17 protein-coding genes are annotated in these 18,948 nt (G+C 62.5%); 4 read left to right on the forward strand and 13 right to left on the reverse strand.

Annotated features, from left to right (window positions below; translation table 11 throughout):
* Window positions 1-1,814: 1,814 nt before the first annotated feature.
* The 11 genes from RGV59_RS09635 to RGV59_RS09685 all read right to left on the reverse strand — a co-directional run bounded on the left by RGV59_RS09635 (window position 1,815) and on the right by RGV59_RS09685 (window position 11,365).
* The gene (locus RGV59_RS09635) at window positions 1,815-2,120 is read right to left on the reverse strand and encodes a YkgJ family cysteine cluster protein (RefSeq protein ID WP_102617168.1); all 306 of its coding nucleotides are present in this window, start codon (window positions 2,118-2,120) and stop codon (window positions 1,815-1,817) included.
* A 75-nt stretch (window positions 2,121-2,195) separates the two neighbouring features.
* Window positions 2,196-3,467 (reverse strand): SAM-dependent methyltransferase, encoded by a 1,272-nt coding sequence (locus RGV59_RS09640; protein ID WP_017845512.1) that lies wholly within the window; start codon window positions 3,465-3,467, stop codon window positions 2,196-2,198.
* The gene (locus tag RGV59_RS09645) at window positions 3,454-4,263 is read right to left on the reverse strand and encodes a DUF1365 domain-containing protein (protein ID WP_102617167.1); all 810 of its coding nucleotides are present in this window, start codon (window positions 4,261-4,263) and stop codon (window positions 3,454-3,456) included. Before RGV59_RS09645 ends, RGV59_RS09640 begins: the two co-directional genes overlap by 14 nt.
* Window positions 4,260-5,507 carry an NAD(P)/FAD-dependent oxidoreductase gene (locus RGV59_RS09650; RefSeq protein ID WP_102617166.1) on the reverse strand — a complete coding sequence of 416 codons (1,248 nt, stop codon included), beginning with the start codon at window positions 5,505-5,507 and terminating at the stop codon, window positions 4,260-4,262. Before RGV59_RS09650 ends, RGV59_RS09645 begins: the two co-directional genes overlap by 4 nt.
* A complete protein-coding gene (locus RGV59_RS09655; RefSeq protein WP_046384752.1) occupies window positions 5,504-6,286 on the reverse strand; it encodes an SDR family NAD(P)-dependent oxidoreductase in 783 nt (260 codons plus the stop codon). The genes RGV59_RS09650 and RGV59_RS09655 overlap by 4 nt, the downstream gene beginning before the upstream one ends.
* Window positions 6,283-6,705: a nuclear transport factor 2 family protein gene (locus RGV59_RS09660; RefSeq protein WP_017845508.1), complete on the reverse strand. Its 423-nt coding sequence runs from the start codon at window positions 6,703-6,705 to the stop codon at window positions 6,283-6,285. Before RGV59_RS09660 ends, RGV59_RS09655 begins: the two co-directional genes overlap by 4 nt.
* Window positions 6,698-8,143 (reverse strand): deoxyribodipyrimidine photo-lyase, encoded by a 1,446-nt coding sequence (gene phrB, locus RGV59_RS09665; RefSeq protein WP_017845507.1) that lies wholly within the window; start codon window positions 8,141-8,143, stop codon window positions 6,698-6,700. Before phrB ends, RGV59_RS09660 begins: the two co-directional genes overlap by 8 nt.
* Window positions 8,144-9,073 carry a MerR family transcriptional regulator gene (locus RGV59_RS09670; RefSeq protein ID WP_017845506.1) on the reverse strand — a complete coding sequence of 310 codons (930 nt, stop codon included), beginning with the start codon at window positions 9,071-9,073 and terminating at the stop codon, window positions 8,144-8,146.
* A gap of 15 nt (window positions 9,074-9,088) precedes the next feature.
* Window positions 9,089-10,054 carry a YbgA family protein gene (locus tag RGV59_RS09675; protein WP_126585820.1) on the reverse strand — a complete coding sequence of 322 codons (966 nt, stop codon included), beginning with the start codon at window positions 10,052-10,054 and terminating at the stop codon, window positions 9,089-9,091.
* Window positions 10,055-10,166: 112 nt separating this feature from the next.
* Window positions 10,167-10,382 (reverse strand): TIGR02450 family Trp-rich protein, encoded by a 216-nt coding sequence (locus RGV59_RS09680; RefSeq protein ID WP_017845504.1) that lies wholly within the window; start codon window positions 10,380-10,382, stop codon window positions 10,167-10,169.
* The gene (locus tag RGV59_RS09685; protein ID WP_017845503.1) at window positions 10,382-11,365 is read right to left on the reverse strand and encodes an NAD(P)/FAD-dependent oxidoreductase; all 984 of its coding nucleotides are present in this window, start codon (window positions 11,363-11,365) and stop codon (window positions 10,382-10,384) included. Before RGV59_RS09685 ends, RGV59_RS09680 begins: the two co-directional genes overlap by 1 nt.
* A gap of 211 nt (window positions 11,366-11,576) precedes the next feature.
* On the opposite strand from RGV59_RS09685, the gene RGV59_RS09690 reads away from it, so the two are divergent.
* The gene (locus RGV59_RS09690) at window positions 11,577-12,476 is read left to right on the forward strand and encodes a TIGR01777 family oxidoreductase (RefSeq protein ID WP_126585819.1); all 900 of its coding nucleotides are present in this window, start codon (window positions 11,577-11,579) and stop codon (window positions 12,474-12,476) included.
* Between the two features lie 14 nt (window positions 12,477-12,490).
* Window positions 12,491-13,516: a ferrochelatase gene (gene hemH, locus RGV59_RS09695; protein WP_017845501.1), complete on the forward strand. Its 1,026-nt coding sequence runs from the start codon at window positions 12,491-12,493 to the stop codon at window positions 13,514-13,516.
* A 101-nt stretch (window positions 13,517-13,617) separates the two neighbouring features.
* On the opposite strand, the gene RGV59_RS09700 is transcribed toward hemH, so the two are convergent.
* Together RGV59_RS09700 and algW are read right to left on the reverse strand one after the other, a co-directional pair.
* Window positions 13,618-15,714 carry a TonB-dependent siderophore receptor gene (locus RGV59_RS09700; protein WP_126585818.1) on the reverse strand — a complete coding sequence of 699 codons (2,097 nt, stop codon included), beginning with the start codon at window positions 15,712-15,714 and terminating at the stop codon, window positions 13,618-13,620.
* A 114-nt stretch (window positions 15,715-15,828) separates the two neighbouring features.
* Window positions 15,829-16,983: a Do family serine endopeptidase AlgW gene (gene algW / locus RGV59_RS09705; protein WP_017845499.1), complete on the reverse strand. Its 1,155-nt coding sequence runs from the start codon at window positions 16,981-16,983 to the stop codon at window positions 15,829-15,831.
* 102 nt (window positions 16,984-17,085) lie between these two features.
* Between algW and RGV59_RS09710 the strand changes: the two genes are divergently transcribed.
* Together RGV59_RS09710 and cysD are read left to right on the forward strand one after the other, a co-directional pair.
* The gene (locus tag RGV59_RS09710; protein ID WP_017845498.1) at window positions 17,086-17,844 is read left to right on the forward strand and encodes a Nif3-like dinuclear metal center hexameric protein; all 759 of its coding nucleotides are present in this window, start codon (window positions 17,086-17,088) and stop codon (window positions 17,842-17,844) included.
* A 180-nt stretch (window positions 17,845-18,024) separates the two neighbouring features.
* Entirely contained in the window at window positions 18,025-18,942 is a 918-nt protein-coding gene (gene cysD, locus RGV59_RS09715; protein WP_010565604.1) for a sulfate adenylyltransferase subunit CysD, read from the forward strand.
* Window positions 18,943-18,948: the final 6 nt, after the last annotated feature.

Consider the following 18,948-nt stretch of genomic DNA (forward strand, 5'->3'; position numbering starts at 1 on the left):
CTGACCCACTGCTATCGGGGGCAAGCCCCTCCCACATTGAGATATTCGTCGGCCTGAGATCAGCGGTAAGCGGTCGCAATCCCTTCGCGTTCGGTGGCATCGAAAACTACTCGTTGCACTACACGATGCCGCTGTAACTTCAGAACCCTGCAAAAACCTGTGGGAGGGGGCTTGCCCCCGATAGCGCAGTGTCAGTCGCAGAATTTGCCAACTGACCCACTGCTATCGGGGGCAAGCCCCTCCCACATTGAGATATTCATCGGTCTGAGATCAGCGGTAAGCGGTCGCGAATCCCTTCGCGTTCGGTGGCATCGAAAACTACTCGTTGCACTACACGATGCCGCTGTAATTTCAGAACCCTGCAAAACCCTGTGGGAGGGGGCTTGCCCCCGATAGCGCAGTGTCAGTCGCAGAATTTGCCAACTGACCCACTGCTATCGGGGGCAAGCCCCTCCCACATTGAGATATTCATCGGTCTGAGATCAGCGGTAAGCGGTCGCGAATCCCTTCGCGTTCGGTGGCATCGAAAACTACTCGTTGCACTACACGATGCCGCTGTAATTTCAGAACCCTGCAAAACCCTGTGGGAGGGGGCTTGCCCCCGATAGCGCAGTGTCAGTCGCAGAATTTGCCAACTGACCCACTGCTATCGGGGGCAAGCCCCTCCCACATTGAGATATTCGTCGGTCTGAGATCAGCGGTAAGCGGTCGCGAATCCCTTCGCGTTCGGTGGCATCGAAAACTACTCGTTGCACTACACGATGCCGCTGTAACTTCAGAACCCTGCAAAACCCTGTGGGAGGGGGCTACACCCCGATAGCGCAGTGTCAGTCGCAGAATTTGCCAACTGACCCACTGCTATCGGGGGCAAGCCCCTCCCACATTGAGATATTCGTCGGCTTGAAATCAGCGGTAAGCGGTCGCGAATCCCTTCGCGTTCGGCGGCATCGAAAACTACTCGTTGCACTACACGATGCCGCTGTAACTTCAGAACCCTACAAAACCCTGTGGGAGGGGGCTTGCCCCCTCCCACATTGAGATATTCATCGGTCTGAGATCAGCGGTAAGCGGTCGCGAATCCCTTCGCGTTCGGTGGCATCGAAAACTACTCGTTGCACTACACGATGCCGCTGTAACTTCAGAACCCTGCAAAACCCTGTGGGAGGGGGCTTGCCCCCGATAGCGCAGTGTCAGTCGCAGAATTTGCCAACTGACCCACTGCTATCGGGGGCAAGCCCCTCCCACATTGAGATATTCGTCGGACTGAGATCAGCGGTAAGCGGTCGCGAATCCCTTCGCGTTTGGTGGCATCGAAAACTACTCGTTGCACTACACGATGCCGCTGTAATTTCAGAACCCTGCAAAACCCTGTGGGAGGGGGCTTGCCCCCGATAGCGCAGTGTCAGTCGCAGAATTTGCCAACTGACCCACTGCTATCGGGGGCAAGCCCCTCCCACATTGAGATATTCATCGGCCTGAGATCAGCGGTAAGCGGTCGCGAATCCCTTCGCGTTTGGTGGCATCGAAAACTACTCGTTGCCCTGCAAAACCCTGTGGGAGGGGGCTTGCCCCCGATAGCGCAGTGTCAGTCGCAGAATTTGCCAACTGACCCACTGCTATCGGGGGCAAGCCCCTCCCACATTGAGATATTTGTCGGGCTGAGATCAGCGGTAAGCGGTCGCGAATCCCTTCGCGTTCGGTGGCATCGAAAACTACTCGTTGCACTACACGATGCCGCTGTAATTTCAGAACCCTGCAAAACCCTGTGGGAGGGGGCAAGCCCCTCCCACATTGAGATATTTGTCGGCTTGAGATCAGCGGTAAACGGTCGCAATCCCTTCGCGTTCGGTCAGGCATTCCGGCGCGCCCATCTCGAATTCCCGGCAGATCAGCGGCCGACGCGTATAAATCGTACACATCATCGTGTCCCGGTCCAGCGCTGCGCACCAGCCGTCGTCCAGGCGCAGCATGACTTCGCCGCCCCAATCGTCGGTGTCGATATAGCGCTCGGGCACGCCCGTGTCGGTGATCAGCATGACTTCCAGCTGGCAGCAGCAGGCCGCGCACGTCGAGCAGGTGACGGCGGGGGTGGTGATTTGGGTGTGGGGGATGTTGGTCATAGGCACGCAGTGTAAGGCAAGCGGGTGACACAGGTGTGAAAGGGCTGACAGACGTTAGCGTACCCGGCGCATTGGTTAAGCACTGAAACGCCCAAGCAACGGCGGGTTGATGGCTGCCGGCTTGGCCAGCAGCAACTGCGCGGTGCCGATGGTGCGCTCCATAAAGCCGCCTTCGCAGTAGCACAGGTAAAACTCCCACAACCGCAGGAAGTATTCGTCGTAGCCCAATTCCATGAGGCGGCCGTGGGCACGGCGAAAGTTCTCATGCCACAAGCGCAGGGTTCGCGCGTAATGCAGGCCGAAATCTTCCATGTGCAGCAGGTTCATGTCGGTGTCGCGGCTGATGATCTGCAGCATGTTCTGCACACAGGGCAAGGCGCCGCCGGGGAAGATATAGCGCTGGATGAAGTCGACGCTGTTCTTGGCCTGTTCAAAGCGTTGCTCACGGATGGTGATGGCTTGCAGCAGCATCAGCCCATCGCTCTTGAGCAGGCGCGCGCACTGTTTGAAGTAGGTCGGCAGGAAGCGATGGCCCACCGCTTCGATCATTTCGATGGACACCAGCTTGTCGTATTGGCCGCTCAGGTCGCGGTAGTCCTGCAACAGCAGCGTCACCTGGTCTTGCAGCCCCATGGCAGCGATGCGTTGCTGGGTGTAGACAAACTGTTCCCTGGACAAGGTCGTGGTGGTGACTTTGCAGCCATAGTGCCGCGCCGCGTACAACGCCATGCTGCCCCAGCCGGTGCCGATCTCCAGCAGATGGTCGGTAGGTTTAAGCGCGAGTTTCTGGCAGATGCGTTCCAGCTTGTTCAGTTGCGCCTGTTCCAGGGTGTCTTCGGCGCTCAGGAACTGCGCCGCCGAATACATCATGGTCGGGTCGAGGAATTCTTCGAACAGGTCGTTGCCCAGGTCATAGTGGGCGGCGATGTTCTTCTGCGAACCCTTGCGCGTATTGCGGTTGAGCCAATGCAAGCCTTGGGTGAACGGCCGCGCCAGCTTGGCCAGGCCGCCCTCCAGCGCGTCGAGCACCTCCAGGTTGCTGACCATCACACGCACCACGGCGGTCAGGTCCGGGCTGCTCCAATAACCGTGGATAAACGCTTCGCCCGCACCGATCGAGCCGTTGGCCGCCACCAGGCCCCACACCGCCGAATCGAGGATCTGGATCTCGCCCAGCAGATGCGCTTCGCGGGCGCCGAACACTTGGCGTTCGCCGTCTTCGATCAGCACCAGTTGGCCGTGGCGCAATTGGCTGAGTTGCCGCAGCACGGCCTTGCGCAGCAGTGCGGTGGTCACGCCGTTGACGTTCAGGCGGTTGGCCTTGACCGATAAGCTAGGGGATTTCATGGCGGCGATCCTTGGTGTACCCGACGGCGGTGCGAGAGGCGCCATCGGCGGCCTGATGGGGAAAAATCGGTGTGCGTTTGAGCAACAGGCGCAGGGCCTGCCAATAGATCGCCAGGCAGGTCTTGGCGGTCATCCACGGAAAGCGCCACAGATAGCGGTGCAGGCTGGCACGGCTGAGGGCTTCGCGCTGCAGGCTCAAGGTGGCGTCGAAGATTTTCCGATCGCCCTGCCAGTCGGCCATGTGGACCCCAAGCCTGGCGGCGGGCGGGCTGAAGCTCATGCGGTATTCCAGGTCGGGCGGCAGGAACGGCGATACATGAAACGCCTTGGCCACGGCGAAGTGCTGATGCTCGTCGGCGCCCAGCGCCAGGGCCGGCAGCACGTAGTGATAGCGCTCGCGCCATGGGGTGTTGGTCACTTCACACAGGATCGCGGCCAACTGTCCGTCGGCCTCGAAGCAGTAGAAGAAACTCACCGGGTTAAACGCCAGGCCCCAACTGCGGGCCTGAGTCAGTAGGCAGATAGCGCCCTGGGGTGTACGCCCCAGCGCCTTGCCGACGTGCTGGCGCACGGCATCGCTCAGGCTCATGCCGTGGCGGGTGAGTTCACGCAGGTAATCCTGCTGGCGAAAGCCGAAGGCGGCCAGGCGACCTGCGCCGGCCAGGGGCGACAGCCCGAGCACTGCGTCCTGTTCGCTCAAGTCCAGGTACAGCAAGCCGATGCGGTAGCGAAAGGCGTGGGCCTTGGGCGCAAACCGGCGATGGGCGATCCAGCCGCTGTACAAGGCGCTGTTCACAGGGCTTCTCCAAACGCCTGGGCCACGCGCAAGGCGCTGATCACGCCGTCTTCGTGGAAGCCGTTGGCCCAATAGGCGCCGCAATAATACGTATGCTGCGCACCGCTCAACTCTTCCCAACGCGCTTGCGCAGCCACGGCCGCCAGGCTGTATTGCGGGTGGGCATAGGTGTAGCGGGCGAGGATCTTCAGCGGGTTGATCATCGATGTCTGGTTGAGGCTGACGCAAAAGGTCGTGGCGCTGTCGATGCCTTGCAGGATGTTCATGTCATAGGTCACCGCCGCCTGGCTCTGCGCATTGCCGCTGAGCCGGTAATTCCAGCTGGCCCAGGCCAGTTTGCGGTCTGGCAGCAGGCGCGTGTCGGTGTGCAGCACCACGTCGTTGTCGGCGTAGGGCAGAGCGCCGAGGATCTGCTGCTCGGCACTGCTCGGCTCGCCCAGCACGGCCAGCACCTGGTCGCTGTGGCAGGCGAACACCACTTTGTCGAAGGTTTCGGTGCCCGCGGCGCTGTGGATCGTCACGCCCTGTGCATCGCGCTCGACCCGATGCACGGGGCAATCGAGGCGAATCCGTTCACGAAAGCCGCGGGTCAGCGGTTCGATGTAGCGGCTTGAGCCGCCCTCGATCACGCACCATTGCGGGCGGTTGCTCACCGACAGCAAGCCGTGGTTCTTGAAGAAGCGCACAAAGAACTGCAAGGGGAAACCGAGCATGTCCGCCAGGGACATCGACCAGATCGCAGCGCCCATCGGCACGATGTAATGCCGGATGAATCGCGGGCCGTAGCCGCCGGCGTCGAGGTAGTCACCCAGGGTCATGTCGGCACTGATGCGTTGCGCTTGCAGGTCCGCCGGCGCCTCGCGGTTGAAGCGCAGAATATCGCGCAACATGCCCCAGAACCCCGGCGACAACAGATTGCGCCGCTGCGCAAACAGGCTGTTGAGGTTATTGCCGTTGTACTCGAACCCGCTGCGGCGGTCGCACACCGAAAAGCTCATCTCGGTGGGTTTGAACTTCACGCCGACCTGACCCAGCAGGCGGATGAAGTTGGGGTAGGTCCAGTCGTTGAATACGATAAAGCCGGTGTCCACCGCATAGCTTTTACCCTCGACGGTGACGTTGACCGTGTGGGTATGCCCGCCGATGCGATCGCCCGCTTCGAACAGGGTGATGTCGTGGCGACGGCTGAGCAGGTAGGCGCTGGTCAGCCCGGCAATGCCGCTGCCGATAATCGCGATCTTCACAGGTCGTCCTTTTTTGGCGGCGGGCTGCGCAGCATGCGTTTGCCGATGATCAGTTGCGCGCGATTCGGCAGTTTCGACAACGGCCACAGGGTGGCGATGAACATCGCCGGGAAGGCGATTTCCAGTGGGCGTTTGTCCAGCTTGGCGAAGATATGCCGGGCCGCCTTGTCGGCAGACCAGGCCAGGGGCATCGGGAAGTCATTGCGCTCGGTCAGCGGGGTGTCGACAAAGCCCGGGCTGATCACGGTGACGTCAATGTTTTCCGGCGACAGGCTGATGCGCAGGGATTCGAACAGGTAGCGCAAACCGGCCTTGGACGCGCCATAGGCTTCGGCGCGCGGCATCGGCAGATAGGTCACGGCGCTGGCCACGCCCACCAGATGCGGCGCGCGCCCGGCGCGCAACAGTGGCAGTGCGGCTTCGATGCAATAACTGCTGGCGAGCAGGTTGGTGCGTACCACGTGTTCGACGATCGACGCGTCGAATTGCTTGGCATCGACATATTCACAGGTGCCGGCATTGAGGATCACGGTGTCCAGCGACCCCCAGACCTGGGCGATGTGTTCGCCGATTTCGCGCACGGTCTGGCTGTTGGTCAAGTCGCCCGCCACGACCAGCACTTGGCCGGGAAAGCGTTGGGCGAGCGCTTGCAGCGGGCCTTTGGAGCGCGAGCTGAGGGCCACGTGGGCGCCGCTGTTGAGCAGCTCTACGGCGAGGGAGGCGCCGATGCCACTGCTGGCGCCGGTCAGCCAATAACGACGGGGCGGTGTGAGGTTCATCCGACTCTCCTTTTCAGCCAACTGATCACACGGCCGAACACCGGCAAGTGTTCGTAAAGCATTGCGCCGGCATCGAAATAATCCCGATGGCGGTACACCTTGTCGCGCCACATCAGGTGCGAGCAGCCTTCCACTCGGATCACCTTGCCCTTGGCCAGGCGCGGGTGGCAAAAGCTCATTTTCCAGCGCAGGTAACCTTCGCCTTCGGCCACCTGGTCGAAGCCGTGGAAGTCGAAGCGCAACTGGCTGACATTACCGTACAACTGCGCGAAGTAGTGGTGCAGCGGCGTGAGCCCGTGGACCTCGTGCAGCGGGTCGGTGAAGACGATGTCCTTGCTGTACAGGCTGTCGAGCAGGTGCAGGTTGTGCTTGTCCAGAGTGGCGAAGGCCTGGGCGAAGCGGCGCAGGAAGTCACTCATGTTCGGCTCCGACGGCCTGGCGCGACGGCAGGCTGCGGAATGCCGCCAATGCACGTTCGCGGGAGTGTTTCAGGTCGACGATCGAGCGCGGGTAGTCGGCCACGCCGAACAGGCCGCCAGCGGCCTGCGGGTCGTGTACGTCGTTTTTATTCAGCGTCGCCAGTTGCGGCAGCCAGTGCTTGATGAATACGCCGTCGCGGTCGAATTTCTGCGACTGGCTCAGCGGGCTGAAAATCCGGAAATACGGCGCCGAATCGGTGCCGGTGGAGGCGCTCCACTGCCAGCCGCCATTGTTGGCTGCCAGGTCGCCGTCGATCAGGTGGCGCATGAAAAAGCGCTCGCCTTCGCGCCAGTCGATCAGCAGGTTCTTGGTCAGGAACATCGCCACCACCATGCGCAGGCGGTTGTGCATCCAGCCGGTTTCCAGCAGTTGGCGCATGGCCGCGTCGATGATCGGCAAACCGGTGCGCGCCTGCTGCCAGGCGGCGAGGTCGTTGGGCGCGTCGCGCCAAGCCACCGCCTCGGTTTCGGGGCGGAAGGCGCGGTGACGGGACACCCGCGGGTAGCCCACCAGGATGTGCTTGTAGAACTCACGCCAGAGCAGTTCGTTGACCCAGGTGATCGTGCCGATATCGCCGCTTTCGAACTCGCCCTGGTTGCGCTGCAGCGCGGCATGCAGGCACTGGCGCGGCGAAACCACGCCCGCTGCGAGGTACGCCGACAGCTGGCTGGTGCCGGGCTTGGCCGGGAAGTCGCGCTCATCCTTGTAATAGCTGATCTGCTGCGCGGCGAATGCGTCGAGGCGGCGGCGCGCTTCGTCTTCACCGGCGGGCCAGAGGGCGCGCAGCGTTTCGCTCGGCGTTTCGAAACCGTCGACCTGTTGCGGCACCGGGTCGCTGGTCAGCGCGAGGGCCGCTTGAGCCTTGGGCGTGGCCACCCGGCGCGGCAGGGCGCTGTGCAGGCGGGCGTAGCAGACTTTGCGGAACTGGCTGAACACCTGGAAGTAGGTGCCGGTCTTGGTCAGCACGCTGCCGGGCTGGAAAAACAATTGGTCCAGGTAACGGTGGAAGCTCACGCCGTCGGCTTCCAAAGCCTTGGCCACCGCCGCATCGCGACGGCTTTCGTGGATGCCGTATTCCTCGTTGACGTGGACCGACTCGACCGATAGCTCACGGCACAGCTGGCCGAGTACGGCGGGCGCCTGGTCCCAGGTCGCGGCGCGGCGGATCAGCAAGGGAACATTCAGCGCGCCGAGGGCCTGGCTCAAGTGCTGCAGGTTGCGCAGCCAGAAGTCGACTTTGCACGGCGCATCATCGTGGGCCAGCCATTGCTGCGGGGTGATCAGGTACACGGCCGCCACCGGGCCGCGCTGGCTCGCGGCGGTCAGGGCGGTGTTGTCATGCAGGCGCAGGTCGGTGCGCAGCCAGATCAAGTGCATTTAAACGAGTCCATGCTGGATCAGTATCTGGTGAGCCGACAATGGGTCTTCGGCGACGAACAATTCAGGGGTGTCGCCAGCTAATGCCGTCAGCTCGGCCTGGTGGATGCATACCGTTGGTCCGACGATCAACTTTGGGCAAGCGATGCCGCCCAGAAGTTTTGCGAGTGCCGACAAATGGAGCGCCTGGCTGGAATACAGCAGCACCGCCCGCGGTTGCAGGTGTTCCACGGCCAGCGCCAGTTCACCGGTCGGCAGCGGCCAGTCGAAGACTTCCACCGGGCAGTCGGCGCTGCTGGCCAGCCAGGCGCTGAGCCACAGGTGCGGTGCCAGGGGCAGGTCGGAATGATTCACCAGCAGCAGCGGTGCGCCGTGCAACTGGCGATTGTTGTGATAGATCCGCGCGCCGAACTTGCTGCGCAACCAGGACAGGAAGAACACCCGTTCCATCTGCGCGCCGAATTGGCCCTGCCAGCGTTGCTCCAGTTCGCGGAGCAGCGGCAGCAGCAGTTGTTCGCACAGGGTGCGCGGCGGGTAGAGCGCCATGGCCTGGTTGAAGGCATCGTCGACCCGGCGTTCGGCCAGTTCGCTGATGGCCTGCACCAGGGTCTGGCGCAGGGTGTGCCATTCGTTTTCGACGGCGTCGGGAGCGACGTGCGCGGAGTCGATCAGGTTTTTCACCTGGCTGACCGGCACGCCGCGATTGAGCCAGGTGAGGATGGTGTGGATGCGTTGCACATGGTCGTGGCTGAACAGCCGGTGGCCCTTGGGCGTGCGCTGCGGCACGATCAGGCCATAGCGGCGTTCCCACGCGCGCAGGGTCACGGCGTTGACGCCGGTCTGGCGCGCCACTTCGCGAATCGGCAGCCAGCCGTCCTCGAGGGCTTGGGCGATATCTTCGCCGGGTTCGTCTTGCAAGGCTGCGGTCATGAGGTTTTTCATGGTTCAGATCGCATTGCGCAGGCTGAGATTTTCCGGGTGTGGCTGCAAGTAAGCCTGCTGCGCGATGTAGCGGTCCGGGTGGAGGCGAAAGTGGTGCTTGAGCAAGGTCAGCGGCACCACCAGCGGCACGATGCCTTGGCGGTATTGGCCGATCACGGTTTGCATTTCCTGTTTGTCGTCGGCGCTGATGGCCTGCTTGAGGTAACCGCTGATGTGTTGCAGCACATTGGTGTGGGTGCCGCGGGTGGCGCACTTTTTCAGGCCGCTCATCAGCGCGCTGAAATAGCCGCTGCCCAATGCGTCGAGGTCCTCGCCCTTGGCCATGCCGCCGAGCAGGTTGCCGAGGCTTTTGTAATGCGCCGGGCTGTGGGCCATCAGCAGGTATTTGTAGCGCGCGTGAAAGGCCAGCAGGCGATGGCGGCTCAGGCCTTCGCCGAGCAATTGTTGCCAGTTGGCGTAGACGAAGACGCGGGTCAGGAAGTTTTCCCGCAGCACCGGGTCATTCAGGCGGCCGTCTTCTTCCACAGGCAGGTTGGGGTGGCGCGCGCAAAAGGCCTGGGCATAGATGCCACGCCCGCCGCCGTCCACCGGTGCGCCGTTTTCACGGTAGACCTTGACCCGTTCCAGGCCGCAGGACGGCGATTTCTGCATGAAGATATAGCCGCACAGGTCGCTGTGCTCGGCGGCCATTTTTTCGCCGTATTCACCCAGCGGCGCGGTGACGTTCAGCTCGCGATGCACGCTGCCCACGGCTTGAGGGGACGCGGCATCGCCCACCAGGCGAATGGTTTCCCGGGGAATGCCCAGGCCGATCGCCACTTCCGGGCACAACGGCACAAAGTCGAAGTATGCAGCGAGCACCTCGCTGCAGAGTTGCGATTGCTTGTGGCCGCCGTTGAAACGGACGTTCTCGCCCAGCAGGCAGGCGCTGATGCCAATCTTCGGCTTGAAGGACGGGGTGCTGGACATGGGCAAACCTCTGCAAGATTCCTGTACAAGCGTAAAAGCATGTACAGCTAAATCTCATCATAGGTTTGATGCTGTACAAGTCAAATGGTTTGTACAAGTATTTGTGCGAGGGCTATTTCCAGCCGATTCGCCAGTCCTCGGCGCTTTGCAGGGTTTGCCAGGGCAGGCGCTCACCGCGCCGGGTCATGACGGCTTGCAGCTCGATGTCGAGCACGTTGCCTTCTTCATCACAAAACAGTTCGGTGACCAGGAAGTGTTTTTCCTTGTTGCGCGGGTGTGCTGCTGTCCACTTCGACAGCAGCAATTTAGCGGGGTTTATGCGGTTCATTACAGGTGCTCGATCAAGCGTCGCGCGGCTTCCTGGCCACTGAGCCAGGCGCCTTCCACGCGGCCCGACAGGCACCAGTCGCCACAGACGTACAAGCCCAGGTCGGCGTCGGCCAGCACGCCGAATTCATGGGCGCTGGACGGTCGTGCGTAGAGCCAGCGGTGCGCCAGGCTGAACGAGGGCGCGGGCATGGCGCTGTGCAGCAGTTCGGCGAAGGCGCCGTGCAGGTGTTCGATCACTGCTTCTTTGGGCAGGTCCAGATGTTCTTTGCTCCAGGCGCTGGTGGCGTGCAGCACCCAGGTGTCGAGGACGGTGTCGCGCCCCGGTTTGCTGCGGTTGCGGGCCAGCCAGTCGAGGGCGCTGTCTTGCACGAAGCAGCCTTCCATCGGGGTTTCCAGCGGCTTGTCGAAGGCCAGGGCAATGGCCCAGGTCGGGTCCATCTTCACGCCGGCGGCGGCACTTGCCAGCTTCGGTGCGGCGGCCAGCAGGGCGGTCGCTTGCGGGGCGGGCGTGGCGATGATGACGTGGCTGAACGGACCATGGTTGCCGCCGTCGGCGTCCAGCAGGTTCCAGTGCCGTTTGCCTTGGAACACTTCGGTGATACGGCAGCTGAACTGCACCGGCAGGTCGTCGAGCAGGGCGCGGGTGATGGCGCTCATGCGCGGCGTGCCGACCCAGCGGATCTGTTCATCGGGGGAGGGCGTGAGTTCGCCGGACTTGAAGTTATACAGCTGCGGCTTCCATTGCTCGGCCCAGCCATTACCTTGCCAGCGCTGCACTTCGTTGACGAAGCGGCGGTCGCGGGCGGTGAAGTACTGCGCGCCCATGTCCAGTGCGCCGGCGTCGCTGCGCTTGCTGGACATGCGGCCACCACTGCCGCGGCTTTTATCGAAGAGTTGTACAACATGCCCGGCGTCTCGTAACGCTCGGGCGGCGGAGAGACCGGCGATGCCGGTGCCGATGATCGCGATGGGGACAGTCATGGGAGGCCTCGTTTTACCGTTGGGTACAGACTACGCCGACACCAATAGCTGTACAATATTGTTTTTTGGTATAAGTTTTGGCGTACCTGATCGTTTGGAGTGACCTATGGTTAAAGCTGAGGCTTAAATCAATGTCACGCCCGATTGCAAATGATCCCTGCTTATAAAATAGACCAGTGATCGGTGGCGAACGTTACATGAGGAAGATCCCATGCATATTTTGCTGACCGGCGGTACCGGCCTGATCGGCCGTCAACTCTGCCAACATTGGCTGGCGCAAGGGCATCGCCTGACGGTGTGGAGCCGTCGCCCTGAACAGGTCGCCCGGTTATGTGGCGATGCGGTGCGCGGTGTCGCCAGCCTGCAAGAGGTTATCGGCCCGGTGGACGCGGTCATTAATCTGGCCGGCGCGCCAATCGCCGATCGCCCCTGGACGCATAAACGCAAGGCGCTGCTGTGGAGCAGCCGCATCAGTCTGACCGAAACCCTGCTGGTGTGGCTGGAAGGCCTGGCGGAGAAACCGGCGGTGTTGATTTCCGGTTCTGCCGTGGGCTGGTACGGCGACGGCGGCGAGCGCGAACTGACCGAAGCCAGCGGCCCGGTGCAGGACGATTTCCCCAGCCAGTTGTGCGTCGCCTGGGAAGAAACCGCCCAGCGCGCCGAAGCCCTGGGCATTCGCGTGGTGCTGGTGCGTACCGGGCTGGTGCTGGCGGCCGAGGGCGGCTTTTTGTCGCGGCTGTTGCTGCCGTTCAAGCTGGCACTGGGCGGGCCGATTGGGAATGGTCGGCAGTGGATGCCGTGGGTGCATATCCACGATCAAATCGCGCTGATAGATTTTCTTCTGCACCAGCACGACGCCCGCGGTCCCTATAATGCCTGCGCGCCGCACCCGGTGCGTAACCGCGAGTTTGCCAAGACGTTGGGCCAGGTGCTGCACCGCCCGGCGTTCATGCCCATGCCGGCCTTCGTGTTGAAGGTGGGGTTGGGCGAGTTGTCCGGTTTGTTGCTGGGCGGCCAGAAAGCTTTGCCCGAACGCCTGTTGGCGGCCGGTTTCATTTTCCAGTTCACTGAGTTGAAGGCGGCCTTGGACGACTTGTCCAGCCGCCTCTAGAGATAGGATGTTGCATGACGGATCACGCGTTGTTACTGGTCAACCTGGGGTCACCGGCGTCTACTTCGGTGGCCGATGTGCGCAGCTACCTCAATCAGTTCCTGATGGACCCTTACGTGATCGACCTGCCGTGGCCGGTGCGGCGCTTGCTGGTGTCGCTGATCCTGATCAAGCGTCCCGAGCAGTCGGCCCATGCCTATGCCTCGATCTGGTGGGAGGAAGGCTCGCCGCTGGTGGTGCTCAGCCAGCGCCTGCAACAGAAAATGACTGCGCAGTGGACCCAGGGGCCGGTGGAGCTGGCGATGCGTTATGGCGAGCCGTCCCTTGAAACGACCCTGACGCGCCTGGCCGCCCAGGGGGTTCAGAAAATCACCCTGGCGCCGTTGTACCCGCAGTTCGCCGACAGCACCGTGACCACGGTGATTGAAGAAGCCCAGCGGGTGGTGCGCGACAAGAAGCTCAAGGTGCAGTTCTCGATCCTGCAACCGTTCTACGATCAGCCGGAGTACCTCGATGCGCTGGCGGCGAGCGTGCGGCCTTACGTGGCGCAGGAGTACGACCACCTGCTCCTGAGTTTCCACGGCCTGCCCGAGCGCCATCTGACCAAGCTCGACCCTACCGGCGCGCATTGCTTCAAGGATGCCGATTGCTGCCGCAACGCTTCGCCGCAGGTGCTTGCCACGTGTTACCGCGCGCAGTGCTTCAGCGTCGCCCGCAATTTTGCCGAGCGCATGGGGCTGCCGGATGGTAAATGGTCGGTGGCATTCCAGTCGCGCCTGGGCCGGGCGAAGTGGATCGAACCCTACACCGAGGCACGCCTGGAAGCGTTGGCCCAGCAAGGCGTGAAAAAGCTGCTGGTGATGTGCCCGGCGTTCGTGGCCGACTGCATCGAGACGCTGGAAGAGATCGGCGACCGTGGCCGGGAGCAATTCCGCGCAGCGGGCGGCGAGGAGTTGGTGCTGGTGCCGTGCTTGAATGACAGCGAGCAGTGGGCGGTGGCGCTTAACACCCTGTGCGAGCGGGCCCCCGTGGCACTGTAATGTGGGAAGGGGCTTGCTCCCGATAGCGGTTTGCCAGTCACTGGGTGAGGTGACTGTTGTAGCGCTATCGGGGGCAAGCCCCTCCCACAGGTTTGACCGTGTTACAGGTTGAGGGTCAGGCTGACCGTGAAGTTGCGCGGTTCACCGGGGCTGACCCAGTAATTGCTGTAGGCGCGTTCGTAGTACTTTTCATCAAACAGGTTGTTAAGGTTCAGGCCCACGGTGACGTTGTCGGTGGCTTTGTAATGCGCCAGCAGGTCCACGGTGTGATAGGCGGGCAGTTCGAAGCTGCCGCCGGCTTCACCGGAGCGATCACCGACATAGGTGAACGCCGCGCCCACGTCTGAACCGCGCAACGTGCCGTCCTGGAATTCATACACGCCCAACAGGCTGCCGCTGCGCTTGGCCACGCCGAGAATGCGGCTGCCGGTGGGGATGGCTTTATCGCCCTTGGTCACTTCGGCATCGATGTAGGCGAACGCGCCGATCACGCGCACCGCCTCGCTCAGTTGCCCGCTCAGTTGCAGGTCAAACCCTTGGCTGCGTGCCTTGCCCATGGCGCGTTGGGTGTCGGTGGCGGGGTCCACGGCCAGCACGTTTTCCTTCTCGATGTGGAACGCGGCGAGGGTCGCGCTGAGGCGCTCGTCGAACAGCTCGCTCTTGATCCCCACTTCATACCCCACGCCCTCTTCAGGCTTGAAGGATTGGCCGCCAGCGTCCAGGCCGTTGTTCGGCTTGAATGAGGTCGAGGCGTTGGCGAACACCCCGACTTCAGGTGTGAGCTGATAGAGCAGGCCGGCGCGCTGGGTCAGGGCGTCGTGGGTCTGGCGGCTCTTGGCGTGATCGCGGGTGAAGTCGTCGGTGTGTTGCTCGAAGTGCTCGAAGCGCGCGCCGAGCATGCCGCGCAGGCGTTCGGTGAAGATGATCTGGTCTTGCAGGTTCAGTGCCTGGCTTTTTACCTGTTCGGAGAAGTCAGTGCCGGAGCGCTCGCCATTGGGTTTGGGCTGGCCGTAGACCGGGTTGTAGATGTCGATCGCGTAGGGGCTGCCGGCGATGGCGGTCACGCGTTCCTTCTTGCGGTAATCCTCGTACTCGGTGCCGATCAGCAGCTCATGTTGCCAACGACCGATGTCGAACAGACCGCGCAGTTCCAGCTGGGTGATGCTGTCGTGCCAACCCATGGAGCGTTCGCGGTAGCGGCGGTTGACGGTGTGGCCGTCGCTGTTCAGCGCGCGGTTTTCCGAAGCGTCGCCCCACAGGCTGCCTTGTTTGTAATGGCTGGCCAGGCGCAGGGCCCACGTGTCGTTGAGGTGATGTTCGAGGGTGGCCTGGAGGCGGTTGTTGTGGTTGTTGATGTCGCCGTCGTTGGGCTCGCCGAGGAAGGTGGAGCGCGACATGCCGCGCGGCGCGACGATGCCGCGGTCGAAGGTGGAGCGGTGGCGCACGAATTCGCTTTCCACCAGCAGGTGCGTGTCGGGGGCCAGTTGCCAACTGAAGGACGGCGCGACGAACACCCGCTTGGCGTCTACGTGATCGCGGAAACTATGGTTGTCTTCCACCGCCAGGTTGACCCGTGTCAGCAGCTGCCCTTCGCTGTCGAGCGGGGTGTTCACGTCCAGCGCGGTGCGATAGCGGTCCCAACTGCCGGCGCTGGTTTGCAGGGTGGTGAACGCGTCGGGCTGGGGTTTCTTGGTGACGATATTCACCGTGCCGCCGGGATCGCCGCGTCCGTACAGGCTGGCGGCGGGGCCTTTGAGCACTTCGATGCGTTCGAGATTGGCGGCATCCGGCGTGCTCGGGTAACCGCGGTTGGCGCTGAAGCCGTCCTGGTAGAACTCCGACGTAGTGAAGCCGCGCACGCTGTATTCGTAGAGGGTGAGGCCGCCGAAGTTGTTCTGCTTGGAGACGCCGCCGGCAAATTCCAGGGCGCGTTCCACGTCGGTGCTGCCCAGGTCCTTGAGCACGTTGGCGGGAATCACGCTGATGGATTGCGGGATGTCGCGCAGCGCGGTGTCGGTCTTGGTTGCGCTGGCGGAGCGGGTGGCGCGATAGCCGTTGACCGGGCCGGTGGCGGATTCGTAGGCGTCGGTGGTGACGCTGATGGCGTCCAGTTCAATGCGGGTGTCTTCGGCGCAGGCGGGGTCCAGCAGCAAACCCAAGGCCAGGCCGGCCAAGGGGGAAAACGTGCGAGGCGACATGATAGAGCGTTCCAATAGCGATATTGAAACAATATAACATGTCATTATGTCGGCGATTCGGTTCTGAAATATGTGCTTACAGGTGCCCGCGAACGGGCACCCGGAGGGCGCAGGTTATTCCTCTTCCGTCACCGGCGCGGGCGGTGGGCGCAGGCCGATTTCCGCCGTCAGGTTGAGTTCTTTACCGTTGCGCATCACCTGGATCGTGACCTTGTCGGTCGGTTTGATCCGCGCCACTTGGTTCATCGACTTGCGGCCATCACCGGCCGGTTCGCCGTCGATGCTGAGGATCACATCGCCCAGTTGCAGGCCGGCCTTTTGCGCCGGGCCATCGCGGAAGATCCCGGCGACCACGATGCCCGGGCGCCCGGTCAGGCCAAACGACTCGGCCAGTTCCTTGCTCAGCGGCTGCACTTCGATCCCCAGCCAGCCACGGATCACCTGGCCGTGCTCGATGATCGACTTCATCACTTCCATCGCCAGCTTGACCGGGATCGCAAAACCGATGCCCTGGGAGCCGCCGGACTTGGAGAAAATCGCCGTGTTGATGCCGGTCAGGTTGCCGTTGGCATCCACCAGCGCGCCGCCGGAGTTGCCCGGGTTGATCGCGGCGTCGGTCTGGATGAAGTCTTCGTAGCTGTTGAGGCCCAACTGGTTACGCCCGGTGGCGCTGATGATGCCCATGGTGACCGTCTGGCCGACGCCGAACGGGTTGCCGATGGCCAGCGCGACATCGCCGACCCGCAGCCCTTCGGAGCGGCCGATGGTGATCGCGGGCAGGTTTTTCAGGTCGATCTTCAGCACCGCGAGGTCGGTTTCCGGGTCGCTGCCGACCACGCGGGCCAGGGTTTCGCGGCCGTCGCGCAGGGCTACCACAATCTGGTCGGCGCCGGTGGTCACGTGGTTGTTGGTGAGGATGTAGCCTTCCGGGCTCATGATCACCCCGGACCCCAAGCTGGATTCCATGCGTCGCTGCTTGGGGCTGTTGTCGCCGAAATAGCGGCGGAACTGCGGGTCTTCGAACAGCGGGTGCGCCGGCTTGTTGACGACCTTGGTGGTGTACAGGTTGACCACCGCAGGGGCGGCGATGACCACGGCGTCGGCGTAGGTCACCGGGCCTTGCACCATCGTATTGGTTTGCGGGGCCTGTTGCAGGTTCACATCAAGGCTCGGTAAGCCCACCCACTGGGGGTAACGCTGAATAATCATCATCGCGATCAGCACGCCAGCCAGCAATGGCCATCCAAAAAAACGCAGTGCCTTGAGCATCAAGTAAGTCCTGACAGGTTGCAGGGGGCGGGGGAGCGCCCATAATGTCGCGCATTATACGAGGCTGCGAGCGCCTCGGAACGGGATATTTAGGAGTCTTTTATGGCCGTTGCTTTGAGCACCCTCGTCGAGGAAGCGGACCGCTACCTCGGCAGCGCAAAAATTGCCGATTACTGCCCCAACGGCCTGCAGGTCGAGGGGCGCCCGCAGGTGATGCGTATCGTCAGCGGCGTCACCGCCAGCCAGGCATTGCTCGACGCCGCCGTCGAAGCCCAGGCCGACCTGGTGCTGGTCCACCACGGTTATTTCTGGAAGGGCGAGAACCCGTGCATCACCGGCATGAAGCAGCGCCGCCTGAAGACCCTGCTCAAGCACGACATCAGCCTGCTGGCCTACCACCTGCCGCTGGACCTGCACGCCGAAGTCGGCAACAACGTACAGCTTGCTCGGCAGTTGGACATCACCGTCGAAGGCCCGCTGGACCCGGCCGACCTCAAGATCGTCGGGCTGGTCGGCTCCCTCGCCGAGCCGCTGTCGCCGCGTGACTTCGCCCACCGCGTGCAGAGCGTGTTGGGGCGCGAGCCGCTGCTGATCGAAGGCAGCGAGATGATCCGCCGCGTCGGCTGGTGTACCGGCGGTGGCCAGGGTTACATCGATCAGGCGATTGCGGCCGGCGTCGACCTGTACCTGAGCGGCGAAGCCTCCGAACAGACCTTCCATAGCGCGCGCGAAAACGACATCAGCTTTATCGCCGCCGGCCATCACGCCACTGAGCGTTACGGTGTGCAGGCGCTGGGCGATTACCTGGCGCGGCGTTTCGCCCTGGAGCATTTGTTCATCGATTGTCCCAACCCGATCTAACGCACACCACCCTCCCACATTTGGGAGGGTTCGGCCGGCCATCACCGCCAAACCTCGGGGCATATCCATATACCGTTTCGATCTAGTCGGCGCCCTGAATAGAAGCAGGTGCTGTGCTAGCATGCCTCGCTCGAACACGGCCCGCTGGCCGTCCATAAGATCGTTTTTCCGTGAGTAGCCATGGTCGACAAACTGACGCATCTGAAACAGCTGGAGGCGGAAAGCATCCACATCATCCGCGAGGTCGCCGCCGAGTTCGACAACCCGGTGATGCTCTACTCGATCGGTAAAGACTCCGCCGTGATGCTGCACCTGGCACGCAAGGCGTTCTTCCCGGGCAAGCTGCCGTTCCCGGTGATGCACGTCGACACCCAGTGGAAATTCCAGGAGATGTACACGTTCCGCGACCGCATGGTTGAAGAACTGGGCCTGGACCTGATCACCCACGTCAACCCGGACGGTGTGGCGCAGGGCATCAACCCGTTCACCCACGGCAGCGCCAAGCACACCGACATCATGAAGACCGAAGGCCTCAAGCAGGCCCTGGACAAGTATGGTTTCGACGCAGCCTTCGGCGGTGCCCGTCGCGATGAAGAGAAATCCCGTGCCAAAGAGCGCGTGTACTCGTTCCGCGACAGCAAGCACCGCTGGGACCCGAAAAACCAGCGCCCGGAGCTGTGGAACGTCTATAACGGCAACGTCAACAAGGGCGAGTCGATCCGTGTGTTCCCGCTGTCCAACTGGACCGAACTGGACATCTGGCAGTACATCTACCTGGAAGGCATCCCGATCGTGCCGCTGTACTTCGCCGCCGAGCGCGATGTGATCGAGAAGAACGGCACGTTGATCATGATCGACGACGACCGCATCCTCGAGCACTTGTCCGACGAAGACAAAGCCCGCATCGTCAAAAAGAAAGTCCGTTTCCGTACCCTTGGCTGCTACCCGTTGACGGGCGCGGTGGAGTCCGAAGCGGAGACGCTGACGGACATCATTCAGGAAATGCTCCTGACGCGAACTTCCGAGCGCCAGGGCCGGGTCATCGACCACGATGGTGCCGGCTCGATGGAAGATAAAAAACGTCAAGGCTATTTCTAAGGGGTT

It is taken from the genome of Pseudomonas sp. FG1 (genome assembly GCF_034313875.1).
Classification (GTDB): Bacteria; Pseudomonadota; Gammaproteobacteria; order Pseudomonadales; family Pseudomonadaceae; genus Aquipseudomonas; species Aquipseudomonas veronii.

What these genes read in the sequence shown, in the direction of transcription:
- RGV59_RS09635 (WP_102617168.1), bottom strand. Translation starts at nt 2,120, where the DNA reads ATGACCAACATCCCCCACACCCAAATCACCACCCCCGCCGTCACCTGC.
- RGV59_RS09640 (WP_017845512.1), bottom strand. Translation starts at nt 3,467, where the DNA reads ATGAAATCCCCTAGCTTATCGGTCAAGGCCAACCGCCTGAACGTCAAC.
- RGV59_RS09655 (WP_046384752.1), bottom strand. Translation starts at nt 6,286, where the DNA reads ATGAACCTCACACCGCCCCGTCGTTATTGGCTGACCGGCGCCAGCAGT.
- RGV59_RS09660 (WP_017845508.1), bottom strand. Translation starts at nt 6,705, where the DNA reads ATGAGTGACTTCCTGCGCCGCTTCGCCCAGGCCTTCGCCACTCTGGAC.
- phrB (WP_017845507.1), bottom strand. Translation starts at nt 8,143, where the DNA reads ATGCACTTGATCTGGCTGCGCACCGACCTGCGCCTGCATGACAACACC.
- RGV59_RS09670 (WP_017845506.1), bottom strand. Translation starts at nt 9,073, where the DNA reads ATGACCGCAGCCTTGCAAGACGAACCCGGCGAAGATATCGCCCAAGCC.
- RGV59_RS09675 (WP_126585820.1), bottom strand. Translation starts at nt 10,054, where the DNA reads ATGTCCAGCACCCCGTCCTTCAAGCCGAAGATTGGCATCAGCGCCTGC.
- RGV59_RS09680 (WP_017845504.1), bottom strand. Translation starts at nt 10,382, where the DNA reads ATGAACCGCATAAACCCCGCTAAATTGCTGCTGTCGAAGTGGACAGCA.
- RGV59_RS09685 (WP_017845503.1), bottom strand. Translation starts at nt 11,365, where the DNA reads ATGACTGTCCCCATCGCGATCATCGGCACCGGCATCGCCGGTCTCTCC.
- RGV59_RS09690 (WP_126585819.1), top strand. Translation starts at nt 11,577, where the DNA reads ATGCATATTTTGCTGACCGGCGGTACCGGCCTGATCGGCCGTCAACTC.
- hemH (WP_017845501.1), top strand. Translation starts at nt 12,491, where the DNA reads ATGACGGATCACGCGTTGTTACTGGTCAACCTGGGGTCACCGGCGTCT.
- RGV59_RS09700 (WP_126585818.1), bottom strand. Translation starts at nt 15,714, where the DNA reads ATGTCGCCTCGCACGTTTTCCCCCTTGGCCGGCCTGGCCTTGGGTTTG.
- algW (WP_017845499.1), bottom strand. Translation starts at nt 16,983, where the DNA reads ATGCTCAAGGCACTGCGTTTTTTTGGATGGCCATTGCTGGCTGGCGTG.
- RGV59_RS09710 (WP_017845498.1), top strand. Translation starts at nt 17,086, where the DNA reads ATGGCCGTTGCTTTGAGCACCCTCGTCGAGGAAGCGGACCGCTACCTC.
- cysD (WP_010565604.1), top strand. Translation starts at nt 18,025, where the DNA reads ATGGTCGACAAACTGACGCATCTGAAACAGCTGGAGGCGGAAAGCATC.